General features: G+C 61.6%; 18 protein-coding genes. 5 read left to right on the top strand and 13 right to left on the bottom strand.

The annotated features are described in order from the left end of the window. From IPK59_18710 to IPK59_18700, 3 genes are all read right to left on the bottom strand, one after another. Complete coding sequence (locus tag IPK59_18710) at window positions 1-1,017, bottom strand: sugar ABC transporter substrate-binding protein (protein ID MBK8160703.1); 1,017 nt, start codon at window positions 1,015-1,017, stop codon at window positions 1-3. Between the two features lie 38 nt (window positions 1,018-1,055). After that, complete coding sequence (locus IPK59_18705) at window positions 1,056-2,036, bottom strand: ABC transporter permease (GenBank protein ID MBK8160702.1); 981 nt, start codon at window positions 2,034-2,036, stop codon at window positions 1,056-1,058. 374 nt (window positions 2,037-2,410) lie between these two features. Further along, window positions 2,411-3,028: a hypothetical protein gene (locus IPK59_18700; GenBank protein ID MBK8160701.1), complete on the bottom strand. Its 618-nt coding sequence runs from the start codon at window positions 3,026-3,028 to the stop codon at window positions 2,411-2,413. 566 nt (window positions 3,029-3,594) lie between these two features. On the opposite strand from IPK59_18700, the gene IPK59_18695 reads away from it, so the two are divergent. The 4 genes from IPK59_18695 to IPK59_18680 are packed head-to-tail and all read left to right on the top strand — an operon-like array spanning window position 3,595 to window position 9,749. Next, a complete protein-coding gene (locus IPK59_18695; GenBank protein ID MBK8160700.1) occupies window positions 3,595-4,242 on the top strand; it encodes a FecR domain-containing protein in 648 nt (215 codons plus the stop codon). A 20-nt stretch (window positions 4,243-4,262) separates the two neighbouring features. After that, window positions 4,263-6,179 carry an adenylate/guanylate cyclase domain-containing protein gene (locus tag IPK59_18690; GenBank protein MBK8160699.1) on the top strand — a complete coding sequence of 639 codons (1,917 nt, stop codon included), beginning with the start codon at window positions 4,263-4,265 and terminating at the stop codon, window positions 6,177-6,179. A 17-nt stretch (window positions 6,180-6,196) separates the two neighbouring features. Next, the gene (locus tag IPK59_18685) at window positions 6,197-6,916 is read left to right on the top strand and encodes a TVP38/TMEM64 family protein (protein ID MBK8160698.1); all 720 of its coding nucleotides are present in this window, start codon (window positions 6,197-6,199) and stop codon (window positions 6,914-6,916) included. Further along, a complete protein-coding gene (locus IPK59_18680) occupies window positions 6,909-9,749 on the top strand; it encodes an FAD-dependent oxidoreductase (GenBank protein ID MBK8160697.1) in 2,841 nt (946 codons plus the stop codon). The genes IPK59_18685 and IPK59_18680 overlap by 8 nt, the downstream gene beginning before the upstream one ends. 132 nt (window positions 9,750-9,881) lie before the next feature. Here IPK59_18680 and IPK59_18675 read toward each other — a convergent pair whose 3' ends face one another. The 8 genes from IPK59_18675 to IPK59_18640 form a co-directional block, all read right to left on the bottom strand. Further along, window positions 9,882-11,069: a class I SAM-dependent rRNA methyltransferase gene (locus IPK59_18675; GenBank protein ID MBK8160696.1), complete on the bottom strand. Its 1,188-nt coding sequence runs from the start codon at window positions 11,067-11,069 to the stop codon at window positions 9,882-9,884. 63 nt (window positions 11,070-11,132) lie between these two features. After that, window positions 11,133-12,899 (bottom strand): gamma-glutamyltransferase, encoded by a 1,767-nt coding sequence (ggt, locus tag IPK59_18670; protein MBK8160695.1) that lies wholly within the window; start codon window positions 12,897-12,899, stop codon window positions 11,133-11,135. A gap of 6 nt (window positions 12,900-12,905) precedes the next feature. Then, window positions 12,906-13,733, bottom strand: coding sequence for an ABC transporter permease (locus IPK59_18665; protein MBK8160694.1), 828 nt, complete (start codon window positions 13,731-13,733; stop codon window positions 12,906-12,908). An 8-nt stretch (window positions 13,734-13,741) separates the two neighbouring features. Beyond that, window positions 13,742-14,980: an ABC transporter permease gene (locus IPK59_18660; GenBank protein MBK8160693.1), complete on the bottom strand. Its 1,239-nt coding sequence runs from the start codon at window positions 14,978-14,980 to the stop codon at window positions 13,742-13,744. Window positions 14,981-15,081: 101 nt separating this feature from the next. Then, window positions 15,082-16,131 carry an ABC transporter substrate-binding protein gene (locus IPK59_18655; GenBank protein MBK8160692.1) on the bottom strand — a complete coding sequence of 350 codons (1,050 nt, stop codon included), beginning with the start codon at window positions 16,129-16,131 and terminating at the stop codon, window positions 15,082-15,084. Between the two features lie 180 nt (window positions 16,132-16,311). Then, window positions 16,312-17,406: an ABC transporter ATP-binding protein gene (locus tag IPK59_18650; protein MBK8160691.1), complete on the bottom strand. Its 1,095-nt coding sequence runs from the start codon at window positions 17,404-17,406 to the stop codon at window positions 16,312-16,314. 216 nt (window positions 17,407-17,622) lie between these two features. Next, complete coding sequence (gene hemA, locus IPK59_18645; protein ID MBK8160690.1) at window positions 17,623-18,855, bottom strand: 5-aminolevulinate synthase; 1,233 nt, start codon at window positions 18,853-18,855, stop codon at window positions 17,623-17,625. Continuing rightward, entirely contained in the window at window positions 18,848-20,233 is a 1,386-nt protein-coding gene (locus IPK59_18640; GenBank protein ID MBK8160689.1) for an aspartate aminotransferase family protein, read from the bottom strand. Before IPK59_18640 ends, hemA begins: the two co-directional genes overlap by 8 nt. 179 nt (window positions 20,234-20,412) lie before the next feature. On the opposite strand from IPK59_18640, the gene dapB reads away from it, so the two are divergent. Further along, the gene (gene dapB / locus IPK59_18635; protein MBK8160688.1) at window positions 20,413-21,228 is read left to right on the top strand and encodes a 4-hydroxy-tetrahydrodipicolinate reductase; all 816 of its coding nucleotides are present in this window, start codon (window positions 20,413-20,415) and stop codon (window positions 21,226-21,228) included. On the opposite strand, the gene IPK59_18630 is transcribed toward dapB, so the two are convergent. Together IPK59_18630 and bcp are read right to left on the bottom strand one after the other, a co-directional pair. Next, window positions 21,225-22,022 (bottom strand): ferritin-like domain-containing protein, encoded by a 798-nt coding sequence (locus IPK59_18630; GenBank protein ID MBK8160687.1) that lies wholly within the window; start codon window positions 22,020-22,022, stop codon window positions 21,225-21,227. The genes dapB and IPK59_18630 overlap by 4 nt on opposite strands. Continuing rightward, window positions 22,022-22,489 (bottom strand): thioredoxin-dependent thiol peroxidase, encoded by a 468-nt coding sequence (gene bcp / locus IPK59_18625; GenBank protein MBK8160686.1) that lies wholly within the window; start codon window positions 22,487-22,489, stop codon window positions 22,022-22,024. The genes IPK59_18630 and bcp overlap by 1 nt, the downstream gene beginning before the upstream one ends. Window position 22,490 lies beyond the last annotated feature (1 nt).

Raw genomic sequence — 22,490 nt, 5'->3', positions numbered from 1 at the left:
TCAGTTGGCTGCCGCCTGCAAGGCCTTCAGGTCCCAGCAGGAGCTCGGACTCAAATCGGCCTTCGTCGTCGCCTTCTCGAGCGTGTAGATGTATGCCGACGAGGTGCCCGGCTTCTGGCCACTCTGTAGCAGGTACTTGATGATGGCGTTGATGTCACGGGACTGGCCGGCCAGTTCGGTCATCACGACCGCGCCGTAGGTGCCGTTCTCCAGCGCATCGCAATCGACCTTTTCGCCGCCGCCGGTGGTGACCAGGAATATTTTGTCCTGCTTGCCAGCCTCGCGGATCGCTGCCGCGGTGCCAGTCGCGTCGCCATCCCAGAAGTCGATGATGCCGCAGATGTCGGGGAACTGCTGCAGCATTGTGGTGGTGACGTTACGCGCCGTGGTCGCGTCCCAGTTCGAATCCGGCTTCGCCACGACCTTGAAGTCAGGGTGCTTTTCGAGCACCTTCATGATGCCGGCGTACTGATAGAGGCTGGAGGCGTTTACCTGGTCGCCCTGCACCAGGCCGATCTGCTTTGAAGAGTTCTCGCCGCAACCCTTGATCACGGCTTCGGCTTCCAGCTGCCCGAGGCGATCCCAGTCGCTGCCGATGAAAGCATCGACCTTGTAGTTGACCGGATTGTCGATGGCGACGACATAAATACCGGCTTCCTGTGCCTTCTTGAAAAGTTTGACATAGGAGTTGAGGTCCGGTGCGTGCACCACCAAGACATCCGGCTTCGGATCCGAGGAGATTGCCTCGGTGATCGCCTGAGCGCCGGCTTCAATGCTCCAATTCGGATCGCGCGTCTCGAACACACCGCCAAAGCCTTCGACTTCTTTCTTTATATAGGCAGCCCAGCCCTGTGCAAGATCAAAGCCCATGGCCATCGGCACCAGAATCACGCGCTTATCCTTGAGAGCGGCACTATAGGCAGCGGGTCCGGGATCCTCCTGCGCCAATGCCACGCCGCTGAAAGTCAGCGTCACGGCCGCCGCTGCGGCGGCCAATGTGTTCTTGAGGCTGATCATGTTGCACCTTTCCTGTCTGGTCATTGTTGTAAGTTGGCTTAGATATCGCCCTGCTGTGCTGTCTGCTCGTCGCGCGGGTTGAGCAGTCCATCGATGATGATGGCGGCCAACAGGATCGTCGATTTGATGAGGTTCTGGTAGATGTTGGGAATGTCGAGAATGGTCATCGCGTTCAGCATGATGCCGATCAGCAGCGCCCCGACAACAACATTGCGCATACCGCCCTTGCCGCCGGACAGGCCGATACCGCCGATTACGGCGACGAGCACGATGTCGTAGAGAAGGGTCGAGTTGACGACGCGGGTATTGATGGAGAGCAGGCTGGATGCCGTCAAGACTCCGGCGACGAAGGCGATGAGCGCCGAGATCGAATACCGAAGGAGGATCATCGGCCGCACTGGCATCCCCAGATTGCGGGCCGCCATCGGATTGTCACCGGCGAAGTAGACGTAGCGGCCCCATTTTGTGAAGCGAAGGAAAAGAAACGCCAGGAAGACAATCGAGGAAAAAAGAAAGACCTCGATCGGGATGCCGAGCCAGCGGGTCTGGCCCAAGGTCTCGATCCAGTGCTGTGGGGGCACGGGTATAGCGTCCTGGGAGATCAGTTGCGAGCGAACAAAGCCAAACACGAAGGAGCCGCTGGCCAGTGTCACGAAGATCGGTGGTACGTCGGCGTAGGCCACGAGGAAGCCATTGGCGAGGCCAATCAGCAAAACGGCGCCCAATGCGCTGAGCAATGCCGTGCTGTCAGGTGTGCCATTGCCGAGCATCTGCAGGTACCAGGCCACGGACATTGCCATGATGGCCACGGCCGAAAGATCGATGCCGCGGCCGATGATCACAATCGCCATGCCGACGGCGAGGATGCCAAGAACCGAGACACTCCGAATGATCGAGATGATGTTGGCGGTCGTGAAGAAGCCGGGCAAGCCAATGGCTGCAACGACAAACAAGGCGACAGCGATCGCCAGGACAATCCGCTCCTGATCGAGGCGCGCGGCTATGGATCGAACAATCATCGCAAGACGCCATTCAGCATTGAAATCAGCGTGATCAGACAGCAGCAGATCACTGAGAGCGAGGCTAGTACGTCAACAATTGGGGAGTCTACTGGTCATTTGTAATACAAGTGGTTCGCGATCACCTTGCGAAATGGTTCACCATGTCGCGATTGGCTGCACCCCGGTCTAGTGGTGCGACCGGGCGCAAAGCGAGCGAGTTTTTCTCGGGCGAGGCCTCAGAAATTCGCGTCAGTTCCCCTGGCGGGCGCCAGGGGATGTGTCAAACGATCATATGAGACGCGCCGCCCAGCGTGGGGCAGGGCGGTGTCCCAAGGGCTCGGGTGCCGATTCATCTCCGGACCCCGCGCTGCGCAGTCTTCGTGGCTTTTGGCTCAGGGTTGGACGCGCGGGATACGCCGCAGCATGCGGTAAAAGAGCGGCTTGTTATCCGGCGTCGTCAACGCCATGAGCAGATCGCCCGGCAGTGCTTGCATGCCCAGCATCATCCCGGCATTGGTCACGGTATAGAGCCGCCAGGTCTGGGTGCCCTGGGCGGACCAACCGGTCACCGCGACGGGGGTAATCGACATAACGCCACCGGCCATGCGGTAGGTGTCGTACATCGGCGCTTGTGCCCAGGCTTCCGCTAGGATCTGGTCGTTGATCGGCACCTGCGGCGGATCGGCACGAGTCACGAGCCCGATCCTGCCAACGCCGGTGGCATCCATTGGGCTGATGATGAACCACTGCCAAGGGTTGCTGAAGGGGGCCGTCGGCCGCGTCGGCTGCATGAAGGTCGGCGGCAATTGCACCATCTGCCAGGATCCGATGAGTTCATTGGGCTGGGCCACGTTCATCATGGCCGGTGCTTGCGGAACCGCCGCCGTGATCGGGGTTACCGGTTGGACCGGCTCACTGGCGCCGCCACTCCATGGCAAAAGTGCTCCTTCACAGCCCGCAAGGAGTGTGGCGCTCATCAGCGTTGTGATGAGCAGGCCCCGTACATTCATCGTCAATCTCCCCTGATCGCAGCCCGCCAATCGGGCCCGGTCACTGGCCGCAGTTTAGCGGCCCAAATCCTGCCTGAGAAGCGTTCAGCGACCGATTTTGGTCGATCCTGCCCACGGTTATCCGCCAATCTTCGCGTGAAAGTAGGCGGGCAGCAGGGAATATGCCCAGCACGCCCGCCGTGATCCGCAATTGCCCGGGCGACTAACCGTCCGCGTTGCCGCTGTGGCCGCTTCGACTCCAGAGATTCCTGGACGCGAATGCGCCGCGGGCTGATTTGGTCCGTTCCGAGCAACCTGGCCTATAATCTGTCGAATAATCTGTCGAACATGCCCGATCCGGCAGCCTCGACGACTCTTGGCGTGAGAATAATTTAATTAATTCAATGAATTAATGGTTTCCTGAGGAAGCGATGTCAGTTTCCGGGGGCAATGGTGATCCGCTTCACAGCTGGTATCGTGACGGTGCCCACATCATGGACATCAAGCCGCTTGAGGCTTTGCGGCAACCTACCTAGCCTGCAAAGCCAAGCCTCGCCGAGGCTGGCGGTCCGCGCAAGGAGATGAAGATGGCCCTCACCAAACGAGAATTTCTGCTGACACTGCCTTTGGCGGCAGTCGCTTGCCCGGCTCTGTTCGGTCTCGCCAGATCCCGGCCGGCATCGGCCCAGGACGGGCTTGCTGGTCGCGTCTCCCGGCTGGCCGGGACAGCGATCGTCGTCCGGCAAGGTGCGGAAACGCCACTCGCCGTCGAACAGGCGATCAACATCGCAGACACCATCCGCACGGCTGCGGATAGCCGCGCCGAGGTCACCTTCACCGACGGCTCAGTCCTGACGGTCGGCCCCAACAGCGACGTGGCTGTCTCCTTTTTCGCGCCGGAGGCCAATGAGTCGGCGGCTATCCTTGACCTGGTCTCCGGCATTGCCCGCATGACGGTCAACAAGGCCACGGCCTGGGGCCGCTTCGAAGTCAGAACCACAACAGCAGTGGCATCCGTGCGCGGCACGGATTATCTCGTCGAGGCATTGCCGGAAAAGAGCTCGGTCTTCGTTGCTGAGGGGCGCGTTGCGGTTTCCAGCCGGGTCGGTGCAGGCACGGTCGTCTTGCGCGAGGGCCAGGGCGTCGACGTGACCGGCGAGTATGTCGATCTGGTTGCCAAATTCTGGGGCGAGAAGCGCCGTGTCGAAGCATTGGCGCGGGTGACAATCCCATAGGCCGGCGTCAAGATCCCTAGATGGCTTCTATCGGAGATGGCAACAGGACGGCAAAACGAGGTTGGCTTGGCTTCGTGCTCGCCCTTGTGCTCGGCATTGGCGTTGCCGTCCTGCACATCTCCGCGCATCCAAATCTGGAATCTTTCGAGCAGGGCGTCACCCTGGACTGGCGTTTCAGGCTGCGTGGCTCACAGCCGCCACCGAACGATATTGCCATCATCGTGATCGATGACCGGTCGTTGGCTAAACTTGGGCAATGGCCGTTCCCGCGCTCCGTTCTTGCCGACGTCATCAATCGCCTGAACGACGCGGGTGCCAAGACCATCGGCCTCGATATCATTCTGTCCGAGCATGAGCCGGATGCAAGCGGTGCCGGGGATCGCGCCTTGGCGGATGCGCTCGCCCGCCATGGGCGCACTGTGCTCGCCATGGCCATGCTGTTCAATGATGGCTCGCCGGCGGGCAGTCCCGTCAAGGATGTCGACAAGATTAGCCTTGCCGCTTTCAAGGACACCAGATCGATCACCGCCGATGGGATGTTGCGCCCGCTTGCCGAGTTCGAGGCGGTAACCGCCGTTGGCCATACCAACCAGCAATCGGACGATTCCGGACAGACCAGAGCGCAATATCCGGTGATTGGGTATGGAGAGTGGTTCATCCCATCATTTTCATTGATGGTCGCCGCCCTCCAGCAGGATTTGTCGAGAGGATCAATCGGTGTCAGCAGAGATGGCAGGCTTGTCCTGGGCCCGCACAAGATCGAAATGGATCACGCATATGGTCTGGCGCTCAACTATCTAGGCCCAGCCGGTACGTTCCGCACCTATTCGGTGCTTGACCTGCTGGAGGATCGCATCCCCCATCCTTTGCTGAAGGACAGGGCGATCCTAGTCGGAGCTACGGCGACTTCGCTCGGCGATATCTTCACGACACCCTATGCCCTCAATTTGCCGGGTGTCGAGGTGCTGGCGACGGGCGTTGCCAATTTACTCCATGGGGACAGCATCATTCGCACAGTTGAGCAGCGCTTCTATGAGTCGCTCGCCATTGTCCTGCTGGCTGTCGCAGCGTGGTTCCTGGGTGCCAAGAGTCCTGGGCCACGTTGGGGCTTGCTGTTCAACATGCTGCTGTTGATCAGTTGGTTTGCAATGTGCCAGGCCTTGTTCGTCCTGGAGTATCGATGGGTTGCCGTAGCGGGGCCGAGTTCTGCCATTGTCATCGGCGCGGTACTGGGTGCCATTGGCCGCATGGTCTATGAGCGGCGCCTGCGCAGCGAAGTTGAGCGGCAGCGCGGCAACCTCGCGCGCTATGTGCCGCCGACGATGGTGGAGACGCTGGCGGAACGGGCTCGACCGGCCTTTGACGAACGCGAACAAATGGCTGCCGTTCTCTTCGTTGACCTGCAGGGCTTTACGCATGCCAGCGAGAGTCGTTCGCCAGCCGACACAGCGCATTTCCTGAAGGAATTCCATGGGCAGCTGGAGGAGGTCGTGACGGCGCATCGCGGCATCGTTGCCCAGTTCCTGGGCGACGGTGCTCTGGCATTGTGGGGGTTGCCGCAACCACAGCAAGATGACCCGGCGGCGGCACTGGCCTGCGCGCGCGACATGTTGCTGCGCCTTGCGCGCTGGCAGCCCAATATCCCAGCCCGGGTCGGACTGCATTTCGGACCCGTGGCAATGGCGCAGCTCGGCGGGCGACACCAGGCACAGCTTGCAGCTGCCGGCGATACGGTCAATGTTGCGAGCCGGCTGGAAGCAGCGGCCAAATCGATCGGCGCTATCTTGGTAATTTCTGATGATATGGTGTCGGCCGTCCGGGACCTCGGCCACGATGATCTGATCCGGGGGTTGACCTTGCGGGTGGACCAGCCCGTGCGCGGCCGCGACAAGCCGATTACCTTTTGGTCCTGCGCCAACTGCGACGATCTGGCCTAGGCGGGGAAAGAGCGAGGATGGCAGACAATCACAATTGGCCGCTGCGCCGGCTATGGCCCATGCTGGCAATCCTGGCCGGAATCGCGCTCTTTTTCAGCTTGGGCGGCTACCGGCTTCTGAGCTTTGCCGAGTTGCAGCGCCGCCATGGAGAACTCGCCATATTCGTCGCCGAGCATTATCTGCAGGCGGTGCTGGCCTATATGGCGGTCTATGTGCTGGTGGTGGCATTTTCATTGCCGGGCGGGGCCGTGCTGACGGTCGCCGGGGGCTTCATGTTTGGCGCCATCGCCGCCACATGCTATATCGTGGTGGCGGCAACCCTCGGCGCCATAATCCTGTTCCTGGCAGCGAGGTCAGCACTTGGTGAGCCGTTGCGGGCGCGGGCCGGGCCGTGGTTGACCAAGCTCGCGGCCGGCTTTCATGACAATGCCTGGAGCTACATGCTGATCCTGCGCCTGGTGCCTCTTTTTCCCTTCTTCGTCGTCAATCTGGTGCCGGCGTTTCTGGGCGTATCCCTGCGTTGCTTCGCGGTGACGACTTTCTTCGGGATCATACCCGCGACCTTTATCTACGCACTGGTCGGGACCGGATTGGAGGAGGCGATTGCCAGCGGCGGCGATCTCAAGGCAGCGCTGTCGCCTGGTGTTCTGGGTGCTCTCTTGGGTCTGGCCGCATTGAGTGCCTTGCCGATTATCTTCAAACGCTTTGCCGCAAGGCGGAACAAATCTCATGAGTGACTTGGTGGACCTTAGCCCGGATATCTGTGTGATCGGCGGTGGATCAGGGGGCCTTACGGTTGCCGCAGGTGCTGCGCAACTTGGGGCCAAGGTTGTGCTGATTGAAGCCGGGGAGATGGGTGGCGACTGCCTCAATTACGGGTGCGTCCCATCGAAAGCCCTGCTGGCGGCAGCCCATGTCGCGGCGCAGGCGAAATCCGCCACCAAGTTCGGCATTTTCTTCGAGGCGCCAACCATCGATCGGACTGCACTCGCCAAGCATATCGCGGACGTCATCGCCGGCATTGCGCCGCATGATTCCGTCGAGCGCTTCACCGGCCTAGGTGTCACGGTCATTCAGGAACGCGCGACCTTCGTGGCACCGGATGCGGTCGAAGCCGGCGGCAGACGGATTTTCGCAAAGCGCTTCGTGATTGCGACCGGGTCGGTGCCCGCCATTCCGCCGATTGCGGGTCTCGACCAGGTTTCATACCTCACGAATGAGACCATCTTTGCCGTGACCGAGCCGATCGATCATCTGCTGGTCATCGGCGGTGGTCCAATCGGTGTCGAACTGGCGCAGGCGCAAGCGCGATTGGGCGCCAAAGTCACCATTGTCGAGATGGCGCGTCTGCTGCCCAAGGATGATCCGGACCTCGTGCCTTGCGTCCGCCAAGCGCTGGTCAACGATGGGATCCGAGTCTGCGAAGGAACCAGTGTCGTCCGCGTCGAGAAGAATGGTGACGGGATTGCCGTTCACCTGGCACGAAATGACGGTGCGACGGAAACGGTCACCGCGAGCCATCTCCTGCTGGCAGTCGGTCGGCGGCCCAATACGCAGGGCCTGGGGCTGGATAAGGCCGGCGTCGACCTCAACGGAGCGGCCATCAAAGTCGACGCCCGACTGCGAACCAGCAACAGGAAGATCTTTGCGATCGGCGACTGCGTCGGCGGCCCGGCCTTTACCCATGTCGCCGGCTATCATGGCGGTATCGTCCTCAGGAACATCCTCTTCCGGCTGCCCGCCAAGGTGAACGCCGACATCATTCCCTGGGTGACATTTACCGATCCGGAACTGGCCTATGTGGGATTGAGCGAGATGTCGGCCCGGACGCGCTTCAAGGATGTCAGGGTGGAGCAACTGGATTTTTCAGCCAATGACCGGGCGCGCAGCGAACGGCGCACGGATGGACTGATCAAGATCGTGCTGCGCAGAAATGGCCAGATCCTGGGTGTCGGCATTGTCGGGCACCAAGCTGGCGACCTGTTGGCACCCTGGTGCCTCGCCATCGCGCGCGGGTTGAAGCTGTCGGCGATGGCGGGGCTATTGCTGCCCTATCCGACGTTGTCTGAAATATCGAAGCGCTTGGCCGGCAATTACTATGCGCCGCGCCTGTTCAGTCCCGGGGGTGCGGTCACTCGTGCGCGGCCTGTTGAGGCTGCCATGAAGGCTGAGGCCGTCAAGCTGCCGACTTTCGGTCGCGGCCTTTCGGCCCGGGTCCTGCTGCTCACCATCTTGTTCGTGTTGGTCAGCGAGGTCCTTATCTATGCCCCTTCGATCGCACGTTTTCGGCTTGATTGGCTGGAGGAAAAGCTCAACACCGCGCATCTCGCCATCCTGGCGCTGGAGGCGACACCGGATTACATGATCGATCCGGAACTTGAGATCCGGCTGCTTGATCATGTCGGCGCACGGATCATCGGCTTGCGCGGCAGCGACGGCAAGAACCTGATCATGCGCGGCACGACGCCGCCACTGCTGGTGGATGCGACAGTAGATCTCAGCGAGCGCGGCTTTGTTCAACTGCTGGAAGATGGGATCGACACGCTGGTGCAGCCGCGCAACCGGGTTCTGCGCGTGAAAGGCTATTCACCACGCGCGGCTGACGTCGTGGTCGATGTCGTGTTTGACGAATGGCCGCTGCGCCAAGCCATGATTGCATATTCCTGGCGGGTGCTGGGCCTCTCCGTGGTCATTTCGCTGATTACCGCCGCTTTGGTCTTCGGCGCTCTGCAGTGGCTGATCATCCGACCGATGCGACGACTCACCGGTGGCATGGTTGCATTCCGCCAGGACCCGGAGGCGATGCTGGGCGAGTTCGGTGCCACGACGCGCGGCGACGAAATCGGTGTTGCCGAGCGTGAGTTCGCCGAGATGCACACGAATGTCCGGCAGGCTCTTCAGCAAAAGGCACGATTGGCAGCGCTCGGCACGGCTGTCAGCAAGATCAACCATGATCTGCGCGGCATTCTGGCGACCGCGCGCCTTATAACAGACCGGCTTGCGGAGAGCGATAATCCCGAGGTGCGGAAGGCCGCGCCAGCATTGTTGAGATCACTCGACCGAGCCGTCGACCTCTGCTCCGACACATTGAACTTCACGCGTGAGGGCCCTCCGAAGCCTGAGTTCGAGCGCATCCGCCTCAAAGAACTGGCAGATGAAGTGGGTGAGGGGCTGGCCAAGTTGTTGATCGACGGAAAGCTCTGGTCAAACGAGATCCCGGACACGTTGACAGTGATGGCGGATCGCGGCCAGCTCTATCGTATCCTGCGTAACCTAGGTGAGAACGCCCTGCAAATGGGCGCTCATACCGTCACGGTCGACACCAGGGAGCAACCGGAAGGCGTGGAAATCTGGGTACGCGACGATGGTCCTGGGCTGCCGCCAAAAGCCATCGAAAATCTTTTTATCCCCTTCAAGGGATCCGCCAGGGCCGGCGGCACCGGGCTTGGATTGGCGATCGCGCGGGAACTGATGCGTGGCCAGGGCGGCGATCTGCGCCTGTTGCGCAGCGATGCGAGCGGCGCATCGTTTGCGATCAATTTGCCGAACAAGCTGAACCTCGCGCATTGAAAAATGGACGCGGTGTCGCGATAATTCTTGCCAGCTTCGATCAACTCCGGAGATGTCAACGGCTCGCGCCGGCCATGGCGCGCCCTATTGGGGCGGCCTTGGCTTCAGCGCGTTTTGCGTGGGGCTGATGTTCTATTCGATCGCGAAGGTCAGGGCCTTCAGATAGGCGCTCTCGGGAAGACCTGGGTGAACCGGGTGGTCGGGCGCGGCGCCGGTGTGGTAGAGCAGGCGCGCTGAGCGGCCAGCCTCGGCGATGCCGCGATCGGTCTGCTTGATCAACTCATCGGCCGGCATGTTGTGCGAGCAGGAACAGAGCATGAGAATGCCATCCTTGCCGACGCAACTGGCGGCAAGGCGCGCGAGCTTGCGATAGGCGCGGGCACCCTGATGGAAATCCTTGCGCGATTTGACGAAAGCGGGCGGGTCGGCGACGACGATGTCGTAGCGCGCCGGGCTCTGGGCGATTTCCGGCAGGACATCGAAGGCGTCGCCCTGGCGCGTTTCGAATGAAGCTGTGACGCCATTGAGGTCGGCAGCCTTGCGCGCGAGGTCCAGCGCCGGAGCGCTGCGATCCAGGGCCAGCACGCCGGCTGCCCCTGCCTTCAGCGCCTGAATGCCGAAGCCGCTCATATAGCTGTAGGCGTCGAGCATCTTGGCACCCTTGGCGAGGCGGCTGATCAAGGCGCGATTGTCGCGCTGGTCGAAGAACCAGCCCGTCTTCTGGCCTTCGCGCGGGTCGCACATGAACTTGACGCCATTCTCGATGATCTCGACCGGCCCATCGAGGGATCCTTTGACGAGGCGGCTCACCGGTTCCAGCCCTTCGAGTTCGCGCGCCGGTCCGTCGCCACGCACCAGGATGACACGCGGCTGCAGCAGGTTGTCGATCGCGGCAGCCAGATTCTCGATCTCGCCGTCCATGCCGGCACTCGAGACGTCGATCACGACGACATCGCCATAGCGATCGATGACGCAGCCGGGCAGGCCATCGGCCTCGGCGTGGGCCAGGCGATAATAGGGGGCGCCAATCAGGCGGTCGCGCAGTTTGAGCGCCCGCTCCAGACAGCGCTGCCAGAACTGGGCATCGATCTCGACGCTGTGGTCGCGGGTGATGACGCGGCCGCTGATGAGGGATTTGGCGTTGAAGAAGGCGAGACCCATGGGCCGACCGTCGGCCTGGCGCAAGGTTACAATGCTGCCCGGTTTGATCGCCTTCAGTTCCGGGCCGGTTTGCAGTTCATTCGAATAGACCCAAGGGTGGCCGCCGAGCACACGGCGCTCTTCGCCCGATTTCAAATGGATCGTGGGCCGCTTCGTCATAGAAGATATCCTGTCTTTTCAGTCTGATAAGGTGAGCGGATCGGGGGTCACACGCCCGGATGGTCAGTCACCCAGGGCGACACCTTCGCGCCGGGGGTCGCTGGCGCCGATTAGTTGCCCGTCGCGAACGACGATGACATTAGCACCGCTGTTGAGTTCCTGCACCTTAACCTTGTGGCCGAGGGCCTCAAGGTCCGTCGCCAGCGTCTCAAGACCTTGTTCGGCCTCGATGATCGTCGGCCCATTGCGGTTGAGTACATGTGGGGCGGCGATGGCCGAAAATGGGTCCAGGCGCCAGTCGATCAGGCCGATCAGGGCCTGGGTCACATAGCCAATGATGTTGCCGCCGCCGGGCGATCCAAGGGCAGCGGTCAAGGCGCCGCTTTTACGGTCAAAGACCAGGACCGGCGCCATGGAGGAGCGTGGCCGCTTGCCGGCTTCGACCCGGTTGGCGGCGGGGCGGCCCTTGGCGGCTGGTGCAAAGGCGAAATCGGTCAGTTCGTTGTTGAGCAGGAAGCCGCCGGCCATGATATGGGCGCCGAATGCGCCCTCGATGGTGGTCGTGAAGCTGACTGCGTTACCGTCGCGATCGATGATCACCATGTGGCTGGTGGACAGCGGTTCCGGTAGTAGGGGCGGAGACGGTAAACTGCCGAGCAGGGCCGCGTCGGCCGGGCGACCCGGCTTGGCCTCGCCCATGGACTTCCGGGGATCGATTTCCGCCGCGCGGGCCGATAGATATTCCGGCGCCAGCAAGCGTTCCACTGGTACCGGCGCAAAATCCGGATCGCCGACATAGCGCTCCCGATCGGCAAAGGCGAGCCGGCTTGCTTCGGCAATGAGGTGCGCAGCCGCGGTGCTGTCCGGCGGCAAAGCAGCCATGTCAAAGCGGCGCAGAAGTCCGAGGATCTGCAACACCGCGAGTCCGCCTGAGGAAGGGGGGCCCATGGAGCAGACCTTGCTGTCGCGATAGTCGAGGCAGGGGACAGGCCGCTTCTGCGCCTCATAGTTTGCCAGATCCTCGAGGGTCATCTGACCGTGGCGCGGCTGCGCGCCGGTCACAGCCTTGACGATGTCAGCTGCGATGGCGCCATGGTAGAAGGCATCGGCTCCACCTTCGGCAATGGCGCGCAGACTATGTGCCAAGGCGGGGTTGGTCAGGTGGGCACCGGCCGCAAGCGGCCTTCCGGCGCTGTCGAAGAAGTAGGATCGGGTGCTGGGTTGCCTGGCGAGAATCTCGTTACCGGCGATCTTGGCGGCGAGTTGCGGCGAAATGTCGAAACCCTGCTCTGCGAGCCCAATCGCCGGTGCGAACAGGTCGCGCCAGGGCAGGCGGCCATGGTCGCGATGGGCCATCTCCAGCATGCGCATGACACCCGGCACCCCAACCGACAAGCCGCCCGGCATCACCTCCATGAACGGCAGGGGTTGGCCATCCGTGCCGAGAAACATGTCGCTGCGTGCCGCTGTCGGCGCTTTCTCTCGCCCGTCATAGCTGTCCAGCCGGTCGCGGGCAGCGGCATAGTGGAGCAGGAGCCCGCCACCGCCTATCCCGGACGATTGTGGTTCAACCAATGTAAGGACCATCTGCATGGCGATAGCGGCATCGACGGCCGATCCGCCCTGATTGAGAATATCAAGGCCAACGCGCGCTGCGCTGGGATGGCCGACCGCGACCATCTGCTCGGTCCCGTAGGCAAGGTGCGGGGATAATGTCGGTGTCGGTGTCGGTGTCGCGCAGCCGCTGACGACCAGCAATCCCGCTAATGCATAGACGGTAAGCCGGCTGGATCGGTGAACGAGGCCGCTATGCCGTCGCGGCGCGGGCATCACTGATCAGGAACTGATGCCGCGCAGGCGCTCGGAACGTCGCCGCAGCAGTTCGACCGCAACCAGCATCAAGGCAGCGGAGATGATCAGCAAAGTAGCGGCGGCGGCGATGGTCGGGCTGATCTGCTCGCGGATACCGCTGAACATCTGCTTGGGCAGGGTGCGCTGGTCGGGGCTGGCGATGAACAGCACCACCACCACTTCGTCGAACGAGGTGATAAAGGCGAACAGCGCGCGGGAGATAATGCCTGGCAGGATCAACGGGAAGGTTACCTTCCGGAACACGGTCATTGGCGGCGCGCCGAGACTGGCACCGGCGCGGATCAGTGACTGGTCGAAGCCGATAAGCGTCGCCGTCACGGTGATGACGACAAAGGGCGTGGCCAGCGCCGTATGCGCCAGGATGATGCCGAAGTAGGTGTTGTTGAAGCCAAGCGTCGCAAAAAAGAAATACATGCCGACGGCGGTGATGACGACCGGCACGATCATCGGCGAGATAAGGAAGGCCATGACCAGGGCGCGGTGCGGGAAATTGCTGCGGCTGAGACCCAGGGCAGCAAGCGTGCCGAAAACCATGGAAAGACCAGTCGTGCAGACCGCGATGAAGACGCTGGCCCGCACGGAATCCAGCCAGCGCGGATCCTGGAAGAAGTCCGCATACCACTTCATGGACAGGCCAGGCATCGGATAGGTGAAGTAGGGCTCGGCATTGAAGCTCAGCGGCATGATCGCAGGGATCGGCGAGATGAGGAACAGCAACACCAGGGCGCACAACAGGATGAACGCGACGCGCCACAGGCGCTCAAGCGGTGATGCGTAGGGGGGCAAGGCCATCATGATCTTTATCCGAGCTTCATTTTGTCGATGCCGACCAGACGGTTATAGACGGCATAAAGGACCAGTGTCGCCATCAGCAGGATGGCGCCAAGGGCCGATGCCTGGCCCCAGTTGAGTTCCTTGTTCGTGTACAGCGCCACGAAGTAGCTGATCATCTGGTCGGTCGGGCCACCGACCAGCGCCGGGGTGATGTAGTAGCCGAGGCTCAGGATGAAAGTGAGCAGGCAGCCGGCAGCGATGCCAGGCATCGTCTGCGGGAAATAGATCGTCCAGAAGGCGTGGAATGGGCCGGCGCCCAGGGACCGCGCTGCGCGGACATAGTTCGGCGAGATCGTGCGCATGACGCTGTAGATGGGCAGCAGGGTGAACGGCAGCTGAATGTGCGTCATGGCGACGATGGTGCCGAAGCGGCTGAAGATGAGCTGCAGGCGCTCGTCCGTAAGGCCGAGGAAGAGCAGCAGATCGTTGATCGGTCCTTCCGTCTGCAACAACACGACCCAGGCGGTGGTGCGCACCAGCAACGATGTCCAAAACGGCAGCAGGACCAGGATCATCAGGATATTGCTATGCTTGGGCGGCAATGTCGCCAGCATATAGGCGAGCGGGAAGCCCAGCAGCAGCGTGGCGAACGTCACCAGCGTGCTGATGCCGAGCGTGCGAACGAAGACATCGCGGAACAGGGCCTGGTCAGGCGCCACATTGACGATCTCGTCATTGGCGCTCCATTGCAGATCGACCGCCTTCAGCAAATAGAAGGTGGTGTTCCGGTGGCTGGCGCGCTCCAGCACTTTCCAGGTTTCGATCTTGCCCCAGAGCGGGTCGAGCTTCAGGAAGGCATCCTTGTAGGGGGCCGCCGTCATCTTTTCGGCAGCGCGGCCGGCCTGCAGCACTTTGCTGCGTGTGCCAGGCATTTCGTAATTGAGGCGCTTGCCGATAAGGCCGGTAGCCTTGTTCTTCTGGGCCGCGACCAGATCGACGGCAAAAGCCGCGAACACGTCTTCGCCCGGAACATCTTCACGGTCCCAATTGGCGAGCGCGGCGCTGGTAAGTGGCAAGCTGTCGGCGATCTCGGGATTGTCGACCGCCCGTGTCATCAGAATGATGATGGGTGTCACGAACACAACCAGGATAAACAGGAACAACGGCAGCACGAGGCCAATGGCGCGGAGACGCTGCACGCGCTCGGCGCGGCGCAGTCTTGATTTCAGGGTCGATCGATCATCGGATATTGCGCTGACACTCATGTCGCCGGAAGCCGCCATCAAAATGGTTCGTCAAAAATACTCAGGTCACCAAAACGATACCGGCGGGAAGTGACCTTCCGCCAGGGCCGTCTCAGTCTTGGTTACTGTGCCAGCCAGGTATTGAAGCGGGCACGCAGTTCTTCGCCATTGTCACCCCAGAATTGCGGATTGAGCGGAATGGCGGCCTTGAGGTTGTCCGGATGGGTCGGCAACGACTTGGCCAGCTCCGGATCGACGAGGGCAACCGCATCGAGGTTGGTCGGGCCGTAGGGGATGTGCGGCGCCAATGCCGACTGGACTTCGGCCGAGCTGGCGAAGGCCAGGAACTCGTACGATTTGTCGAGGTTCGGCGTGCCTTTCGGAATGGCCCACATGTCGAGGTCGGGCGCCTGGCCGTCCCAGACGATCTTGAAGGTCTTGCCTTCCTTGATCGCGTTGGCAATACGGCCGTTCCAGGCCGAGGTCATCACGACTTCGCCGTCGGCGAGCAGCTGCGGCGGCTGAGCGCCGGCTTCCCACCACACGACCTGCGACTTGATGGTGTCGAGCTTCTTGAAAGCGCGATCTACGCCCTCCGGCGTACCGAGCACGTCATAGACCTGCGCCGGATCAACGCCGTCGGCAATCAGTGACCATTCGAGATTGACGAACGGGTTCTTCTGCAGCGCGCGCTTGCCCGGGAACTTCTCGAGATCGAAAAGGTCTTTGATGCTGGCCGGGCCGTTCGGCAGCTTGGCCGTATCGTAGGCAAACACCGTCGCATACACGTCGCTGCCGATCGCGCAATCGAGTGCCGCACCCGGCAGCACCTTGGCCTTGTCGAGGATCTTGGAGTAATCGAGCGTTTCGAGAACGCCGTCATCGCAGCCCTGCAGGGCGGTGGCGGTATCAACGCTGATTATGTCCCAGCTCACTGTGCCGCTTTCGACCATCGCCTTAATCTTGGCGACTTCGCCGTTATATTCTTCTTCCTTGATCGCGCTGCCGGTCTTGGCGTTGAACGGCTCGAAGATCGTCTTGCGCTGCGCTTCCTGATAAGCACCGCCCCAGGAGACGACGGTCAAGCCATCAGCCGCATAGGCGACCGATGCGAGGACACCCGCCGCTGCAACCGCAGCAACGAAGCCCGTGGTGAGGAGATTTTTCTTCATGATTGTGGAACCTTCCCTGTTGCCCCGGCCGAAACGGGTTTCGGCCTGGAATCGCTTAAGCTTACCGCTCGTCTCTCCCGGAGCCCGGCCGGAGCGGTGTGAAGCCCGGGCCCGGTAGCCAAATGGTGACGTCCGCACATCATGACGGTCGCAGGGGGCGACCGCCCAAACACTTCCGCGTCAGTAGGCGTCCAGCGCGCGACAATCCTCAGGCTTCCAGCCCACCCGGACGATCTGTCCGGGGGTCAGGCTGGGAACGCCTTCGGCGTTGGCAACCTTGATAATGAAGTTCGAATTGCCGAGGACCGAGACGCGGCAGCGCGTGTGATCGCCTAGATAGATCAGTTCCTGCACTTCGGCATCGAACTGGTTGGCGTAGGCGCCGCTTTCCGGGTTGATCCGCACCCGTTCAGGGCGGAGCGACAGGGTAGTCGGGCTGCCCACGCTCTGCACGCTCACTGGTATCGCATTGACCAGTCCAAAATTGGGGATCTCGACACCGCAGGACTTGCCATTGACCGAGGCGACTTTGCCGCTGAGGCGATTGTTCTCGCCGATGAACTGCGCGACGAAGGAATTTTCCGGGCGCTCATAGAGATCGCTGGGCTTGGCCAACTGCTGGATGATGCCGTCATTGAACACGGCGACCCGGTCCGACATGGTGAGCGCTTCGGACTGATCGTGGGTCACGTAGACCACGGTAACACCCAGGCGCTCGTGAATATGCTTAATCTCGATCTGCATATGCTCGCGCAGCTGCTTGTCGAGGGCGCCCAATGGTTCGTCCATCAGAACCAATTTCGGGTCGAAGACGAGGGCGCGGGCGAGTGCTACGCGCTGCTGCTGGCCGCCGGAGAGCTGCGCCGGCCGGCGCTTGCTCATCTGGGGCATCTGCACCATGTCGAGGGCGCGCTGGACCTTCTTGGTGATTTCGTCCTTGGCGACCTTGCGCACCTGCAGGGGGAAGGCGAGGTTCTCCTCGACCGTCATATGCGGGAACAGGGCATAGTTCTGGAACACCATGCCGATATTGCGTTTGTGCGGAGCGACGTTGTTGATCTCTACGCCACCCATTTCGATACGCCCATGGGTCGGCACTTCGAAGCCGGCCAGCATCATGAGCGTCGTCGTCTTGCCAGAACCGGACGGACCCAAAAGGGTCAAGAATTCCCCTTGCTCAATCCTGAGATTGAGGTTTTTGACGACCAGAGTTTCGCCGTCATAGGTTTTCTGGACATCGGTAAATGTGACAAACGGATCGTTGGTCGTTCCCATCGTCCCTAAGCTTAGCCCCCGTATGAGTAACCCTGACAGGTCACATCACTCGCTGTTTCTGGTTTTTTTAGTACCGCGAATGCATCCAAAGGACCCCTTCGCGGCCGCGGCATTTTTTCCCGCCATCCGCGTTTAAAGCAACCGAGCTTAATGAGTCAAATGCAAAACGCAGATGGTCTCAATTCAGAGAGCTTTCAGTGAATTGGTGCAGCAACCTTAGGCGGCAAGTGGCAGAAACAATTCGCGCCAAACATCACGTAGTGCATCCACCAGCGCCATCATCAGGGCCTCATCGTGGAAAGGCGTCGGGGTTAGGCGCAAGCGTTCCGTGCCACGCGGCACGGTCGGAAAGTTGATCGGTTGGACATATATTTTATGACGCTGCAGCAGGAGCCTCGCGGCTTCCCGGCAGGCGTCGGCATTGCCGACCATCAGGGGCACGATATGACTTTCGCTGGGCAATACGGGCAGGCCGGCCTCTGCCAGCAACTGCTTCAGCTGGGCGGCATTTGCCTGGTGCCTCCGCCGCAGGTCACCCGCCGCGATCAGACTGGCAAGGCTGGCCCTGGCACCGGCGGCGATGACCGGCGGCAGAGCCGTCGTGAAGATGAAACCAGGCGCGAAGCTGCGCACGAAATCGACGAGCAAGGCCGAACCGGCGATGTAGCCGCCCATCAGGCCAAATGCCTTGCCGAGAGTTCCCTGGATGACGTCGAGGCGATGCGAGAGCCCATCGCGCGCGGCAATGCCGGCACCGGTTGTGCCGTAAAGGCCAACCGCATGAACTTCGTCGAGATAGGTGAGCGCCCCAAAATCGGCGGCGGCATCACATAGCGCGCCGATGGGGGCGATATCGCCATCCATCGAGTAGACACTCTCGAAGGCGATGAGCTTTGGCAGACCCGCCGGCGCCGCTGCCAGCAGTTCCCTGAGATGCGCCACGTCGTTATGGCGAAAGACCTGGTACGCGGCCCGGCTGTTGCGAATGCCGGCGATCATCGATGCATGGTTCGAGGCATCGGAGAAGACGATGCAATCCGGGATCTGACGGGCAAGTACGCTCAGCGCCGCCTCATTGGCGACGAAGCCGGAGGTGAAGGTAAGCGCTGCTTCCTTGCCGTGCCACACCGCGAGCTCGCGCTCCAGTTCGACCAGTTCGTGGCTGTTGCCGGAGATGTTCCGGGTGCCGCCGGCACCCGTCCCGGTTCTGGCGATGACCGCTTGCATGGCGGCCATGACCGCCGGATCCTGACCCTGGCCAAGATAGTCATTGCTGCACCAGACCGTTACCTCGGTCGGCGTGCCGCCCAGCGAGCTGCGGTAGAGCGCCTTGGGAAAGCGGCCGGCGATGCGCTCGATATCGGCAAAGACGCGATAACGGCCCTCGTTCTTCAGCGCCTCGAGACGGGCGGCAAAGAGGGTTGCGAAGTCGGTCTGTTTGTCAGGCATGTCCTTCACGCTTCAGCCAATCTTGCGTGTCCTTCAGCGCCCGGCCGAAGCGACCGAACATGTCGGTGATCTGCGCCTCGGTCGATACCATCGGCGGACAGAAGCAGAGCGAGTCTATCACCGGGCGCACGATCAGCCCATGCTCGTGGGCGAACTTGACCAGCGTCGGACCGACAGCGAGTTTGGAATCAAAGCTTTCATGCGTCTGCTTGTTCCTGACCAGTTCGATGGCACCGACCAGGCCGACCATGCGCACCTCGCCCACCAGCGGATGAGCGGCGTAGGCCAACATCTCGCGCTGGAAATGCGGCGCCACGGCGCGGACGTGATCGACGATCTTGAGGTCTTCATAGATCTTGATCGTCTCCAACGCGACGGCCGCGGCAACCGGATGGCCGGAATAGGTGAGGCCGTGGGCGAAGCCGCCCAGCTTGTTGGAGTTGTCGCGCAGCGCCTCGAACACGCGCTGGTTGATCAGAACGGCGGCGATCGGCAGTTGTCCGGCGGAGAGCTGTTTGGCCAAGGTGATGATGTCCGGCTGCAGGCCGAAGGTTTGCGTACCCCACCAGTTGCCGGTCCGGCCGAAGCCAGTGATGACTTCGTCGGCCACCAGCAGGATGTCGTATTTCTTCAGGATGGCGGTGATCTTCGCCCAGTAGGTCTTGGCCGGGATGATGACGCCGCCGGCGCCCTGGACCGGTTCGGCGAACAGTGCCGCGATCGTATCCGGCCCTTCCGCCAGGATCAGCTTTTCAAGGTTGTCCGCGCAGCGCGTGGCAAACGCTTCCTCACTCTCGTCGACTTCGCCGAAGCGGTAGTAATGCGGGCAGTCGGTGCGCAGGATGCCGGCGATCGGCAGATCGAAATCATTGTGGAGCGCCGGCAGGCCGGTGAGCGATGCTGCAGCGACGGTGACACCGTGATACGCCTTCACCCGGGCGATGATCTTCTTCTTCTGCGGACGGCCCAGCGCGTTGTTGAGATACCAGATCATCTTGACCGCGGTATCATTCGCTTCCGAGCCTGAATTGCAGAAATAGGCCTTCGACATCGGCACCGGTGCCAGCTGCACCAGCTTCTCAGCCAGTTCCACGGCCGGGGCCGCCACCTTTTGGGTAAAGGTGTGGTAAAATGGCAGCGTTTCCATCTGCTTTTTCGCCGCCTCGACCAGGCGCGGCTGCGGGCCGAAACCCAGCGAGCAGCACCACAGGCCGGACAAGCCGTCGAAATACTCCTTGCCGTCCTCGGTATATACGAAGGGGCCATCGCCACGGGTGACGACAAAACCGCCTTCCTGCTCATTCTTCAGCGCATTGGTATAGCCGTGGAAATGAAAGGCGCCGTCACGCGCTGCGAGCGAATTGGGTCTTGCGGTCATGATATCCCTGTTCCGAACATAAAAAGACCAGCCGTTTGCCATCCTTGGCGGCTGGTTCTATGACGCTAATGGCAATATCCTCTGTCGCCAGACCGAAGTCAAAGCCCCGAGCCATTGCCGGCTGTGGGGCATGCCGTCGCACCTCTGGTAAACATCATACTTATTTGAAGGGGTTAGTTATGTCGCTTCGTATCTGCGTCGGTGGTGCCACCGGCTGGACTGGAAAGGCCTTGGTGGCGGGAATTGTGGCGGCTCCGGATCTTTCCCTTTCCGGCGCCGTGGCACGCAAAGCAGCCGGCCAGGATGCCGGGATCGTGGCCGGCCTGGACGCGCTGGGCCTCGGGGTGTCGGCCAGCGTGGAAGAGGCGCTCAAGTCCGAGCCGACCGACGTTTACATCGACTACACACATCCATCGGCGGTGAAGGCGAATGTGCTGAAGGCCCTGGAGATGGGTGTGCCGGCGGTGGTTGGTACATCGGGTCTCGCCGCCGCCGAATATGATGAGATCGCCAAGTTCGCCGACAAGCAAGGGTTGGGCGTTGTCGCCAGCGGCAATTTCTCGATCACAGCAAGCTTGCTGACGCGTTTTTCGCTCCTGGCGGCGCAGCACGTATCCGACTATGAGATCATCGATTATGCGAAGGCGACCAAGCCGGATGTGCCTTCGGGAACGGCCCGCGAGTTGGCCGAGCGTATGGGCGCCATCCAGAAGAGCGTTCCCGGCTATCCCATTAAGGACATTATCGGCCCCCAAGAAGCGCGCGGCGCCGACGTGGGTGGCGGACGTGTCCATGCCGTGCGGCTGCCAAGCTACGTGCTCGCGGTGGAAGCGATCTTTGGCAAGGATGGCGAGCGTCTGACCATCCGTCATGATGCCGGGACCTCGGCCGGTCCTTATGTTGCGGGCACATTGCTGGCAGCGCGGCGTGTCGTGGCGCTGAAGGGGCTGGTACGCGGTCTAGATAACCTGCTGTTCGGCGCCTTGCCCGCCTAGGCGAGCGCGATGGGTTCATAGAAGGCGGCGGAGAATCCGGCTTCGTCGCGCGCAGCGCGGTTGAAAGGTGGTTTCAGCCGGCCGCGGAAATGCTTGGCCACCAGATGCTGCCAGATCGTCGCTGGATCATGCCCGCGGGCGAGCGCGACATGGTCGAACCAGCGCTTGCCAGCCGCGACATGGCCGATTTCATCGCGGTAGATGATGTCGAGGGCGGCGGCGGAGGCTTCGTCGCCCGAGCGTCTGAGGTCGGCAATCGTTGCCGGCGACACGTCGAGCCCACGCGCTTCCAGCACCAATGGGACGATGGCCAAGCGAGCGAGGAGATCATGGGACGTCTCCTCGGCCGCCTGCCACAGCCCGTCATGGGCCGGCAGGTCGCCGTAGCTGGCGCCGAGTTCATTAAGGCGTGTGGCCAGCATGGTGAAATGCTGTGCCTCCTCGTCTCCCACGCGCACCCAATCGTCGAAGAAGGCACGTGGCAAATCGGCTGACCCGAAGCGCGCGATCAAATCCCAGGCAAGATCGATCGCGTTGAATTCGATATGCGCCAAGGCGTGCAGCAAGGCGACACGCTTCTCCAGCCCACCGTTGGCCTTGCGTTTTGGCATGTCTCCGGGGCGCCGGAGATCAGGGCGAAGCGGCCGCGCCGGCCGCGGCGGTGGGGAGCCGGGGCCCTGGATCGTCACCTGCCCGCCACGCCACGCTACGCCGAGACTGCGGGCGGCAGCCGCCTTTTCCAGCGGGTCGGCGGTTGTGAGAATCCCGACGGCTTCTTGCGCCAGATCCAGCATCAATCGAGATTCTTGATCGCCTTGGCGACTTCCTCGACATGGCCCGGTACCTTCACCTTGCGCCAGACGCCGCGGATGATGCCCTTACCGTCGATCAGATAGGTCGCGCGCTCAATGCCCATGTATTTCTTGCCGTACATGTTCTTCTCGACCCAGACGCCATAGGCCTCGGTGACCTTGCCGGACTCGTCCGAGCCGAGGGTGAAGTTGATGTCGTACTTCTTCTTGAACTTGTCGTGGCTCTCGACGCTGTCGCGCGACACGCCGATAACGACGGCGTCCAGCTTCTTGAACTTGGGCAATTGGTCACGAAAGCCGCATGCCTCTGCTGTACAGCCACTGGTGTCATCCTTGGGGTAGAAATAAAGGACCACATTCTTGCCCTTCAACTCGCTCAGTGCGACTTTTCCTGCGCCATCGGTCTTCATGGAGAAAGCAGGCGCTTTGGCGCCGATTTCGAGTGCCATT

This window comes from Rhodospirillaceae bacterium (assembly GCA_016712715.1).
Classification (GTDB): domain Bacteria; phylum Pseudomonadota; class Alphaproteobacteria; order Dongiales; family Dongiaceae; genus Dongia.
The sequence above is the reverse complement of the archived record's forward strand: the minus strand, read 5'-3'. Positions and strand labels throughout refer to the sequence as shown.

Coding starts and splice junctions, on each gene's coding strand:
- hemA (MBK8160690.1), bottom strand. CDS start 18,855: ATGCCTGACAAACAGACCGACTTCGCAACCCTCTTTGCCGCCCGTCTC.
- ggt (MBK8160695.1), bottom strand. CDS start 12,899: ATGCCCGCGCCGCGACGGCATAGCGGCCTCGTTCACCGATCCAGCCGG.
- IPK59_18690 (MBK8160699.1), top strand. CDS start 4,263: ATGGCTTCTATCGGAGATGGCAACAGGACGGCAAAACGAGGTTGGCTT.
- IPK59_18685 (MBK8160698.1), top strand. CDS start 6,197: ATGGCAGACAATCACAATTGGCCGCTGCGCCGGCTATGGCCCATGCTG.
- IPK59_18675 (MBK8160696.1), bottom strand. CDS start 11,069: ATGACGAAGCGGCCCACGATCCATTTGAAATCGGGCGAAGAGCGCCGT.
- IPK59_18710 (MBK8160703.1), bottom strand. CDS start 1,017: ATGATCAGCCTCAAGAACACATTGGCCGCCGCAGCGGCGGCCGTGACG.
- IPK59_18695 (MBK8160700.1), top strand. CDS start 3,595: ATGGCCCTCACCAAACGAGAATTTCTGCTGACACTGCCTTTGGCGGCA.
- IPK59_18630 (MBK8160687.1), bottom strand. CDS start 22,022: ATGCTGGATCTGGCGCAAGAAGCCGTCGGGATTCTCACAACCGCCGAC.
- IPK59_18650 (MBK8160691.1), bottom strand. CDS start 17,406: ATGGGAACGACCAACGATCCGTTTGTCACATTTACCGATGTCCAGAAA.
- IPK59_18705 (MBK8160702.1), bottom strand. CDS start 2,036: ATGATTGTTCGATCCATAGCCGCGCGCCTCGATCAGGAGCGGATTGTC.
- IPK59_18655 (MBK8160692.1), bottom strand. CDS start 16,131: ATGAAGAAAAATCTCCTCACCACGGGCTTCGTTGCTGCGGTTGCAGCG.
- IPK59_18680 (MBK8160697.1), top strand. CDS start 6,909: ATGAGTGACTTGGTGGACCTTAGCCCGGATATCTGTGTGATCGGCGGT.
- bcp (MBK8160686.1), bottom strand. CDS start 22,489: ATGGCACTCGAAATCGGCGCCAAAGCGCCTGCTTTCTCCATGAAGACC.
- IPK59_18700 (MBK8160701.1), bottom strand. CDS start 3,028: ATGAATGTACGGGGCCTGCTCATCACAACGCTGATGAGCGCCACACTC.
- dapB (MBK8160688.1), top strand. CDS start 20,413: ATGTCGCTTCGTATCTGCGTCGGTGGTGCCACCGGCTGGACTGGAAAG.
- IPK59_18665 (MBK8160694.1), bottom strand. CDS start 13,733: ATGGCCTTGCCCCCCTACGCATCACCGCTTGAGCGCCTGTGGCGCGTC.
- IPK59_18640 (MBK8160689.1), bottom strand. CDS start 20,233: ATGACCGCAAGACCCAATTCGCTCGCAGCGCGTGACGGCGCCTTTCAT.
- IPK59_18660 (MBK8160693.1), bottom strand. CDS start 14,980: ATGAGTGTCAGCGCAATATCCGATGATCGATCGACCCTGAAATCAAGA.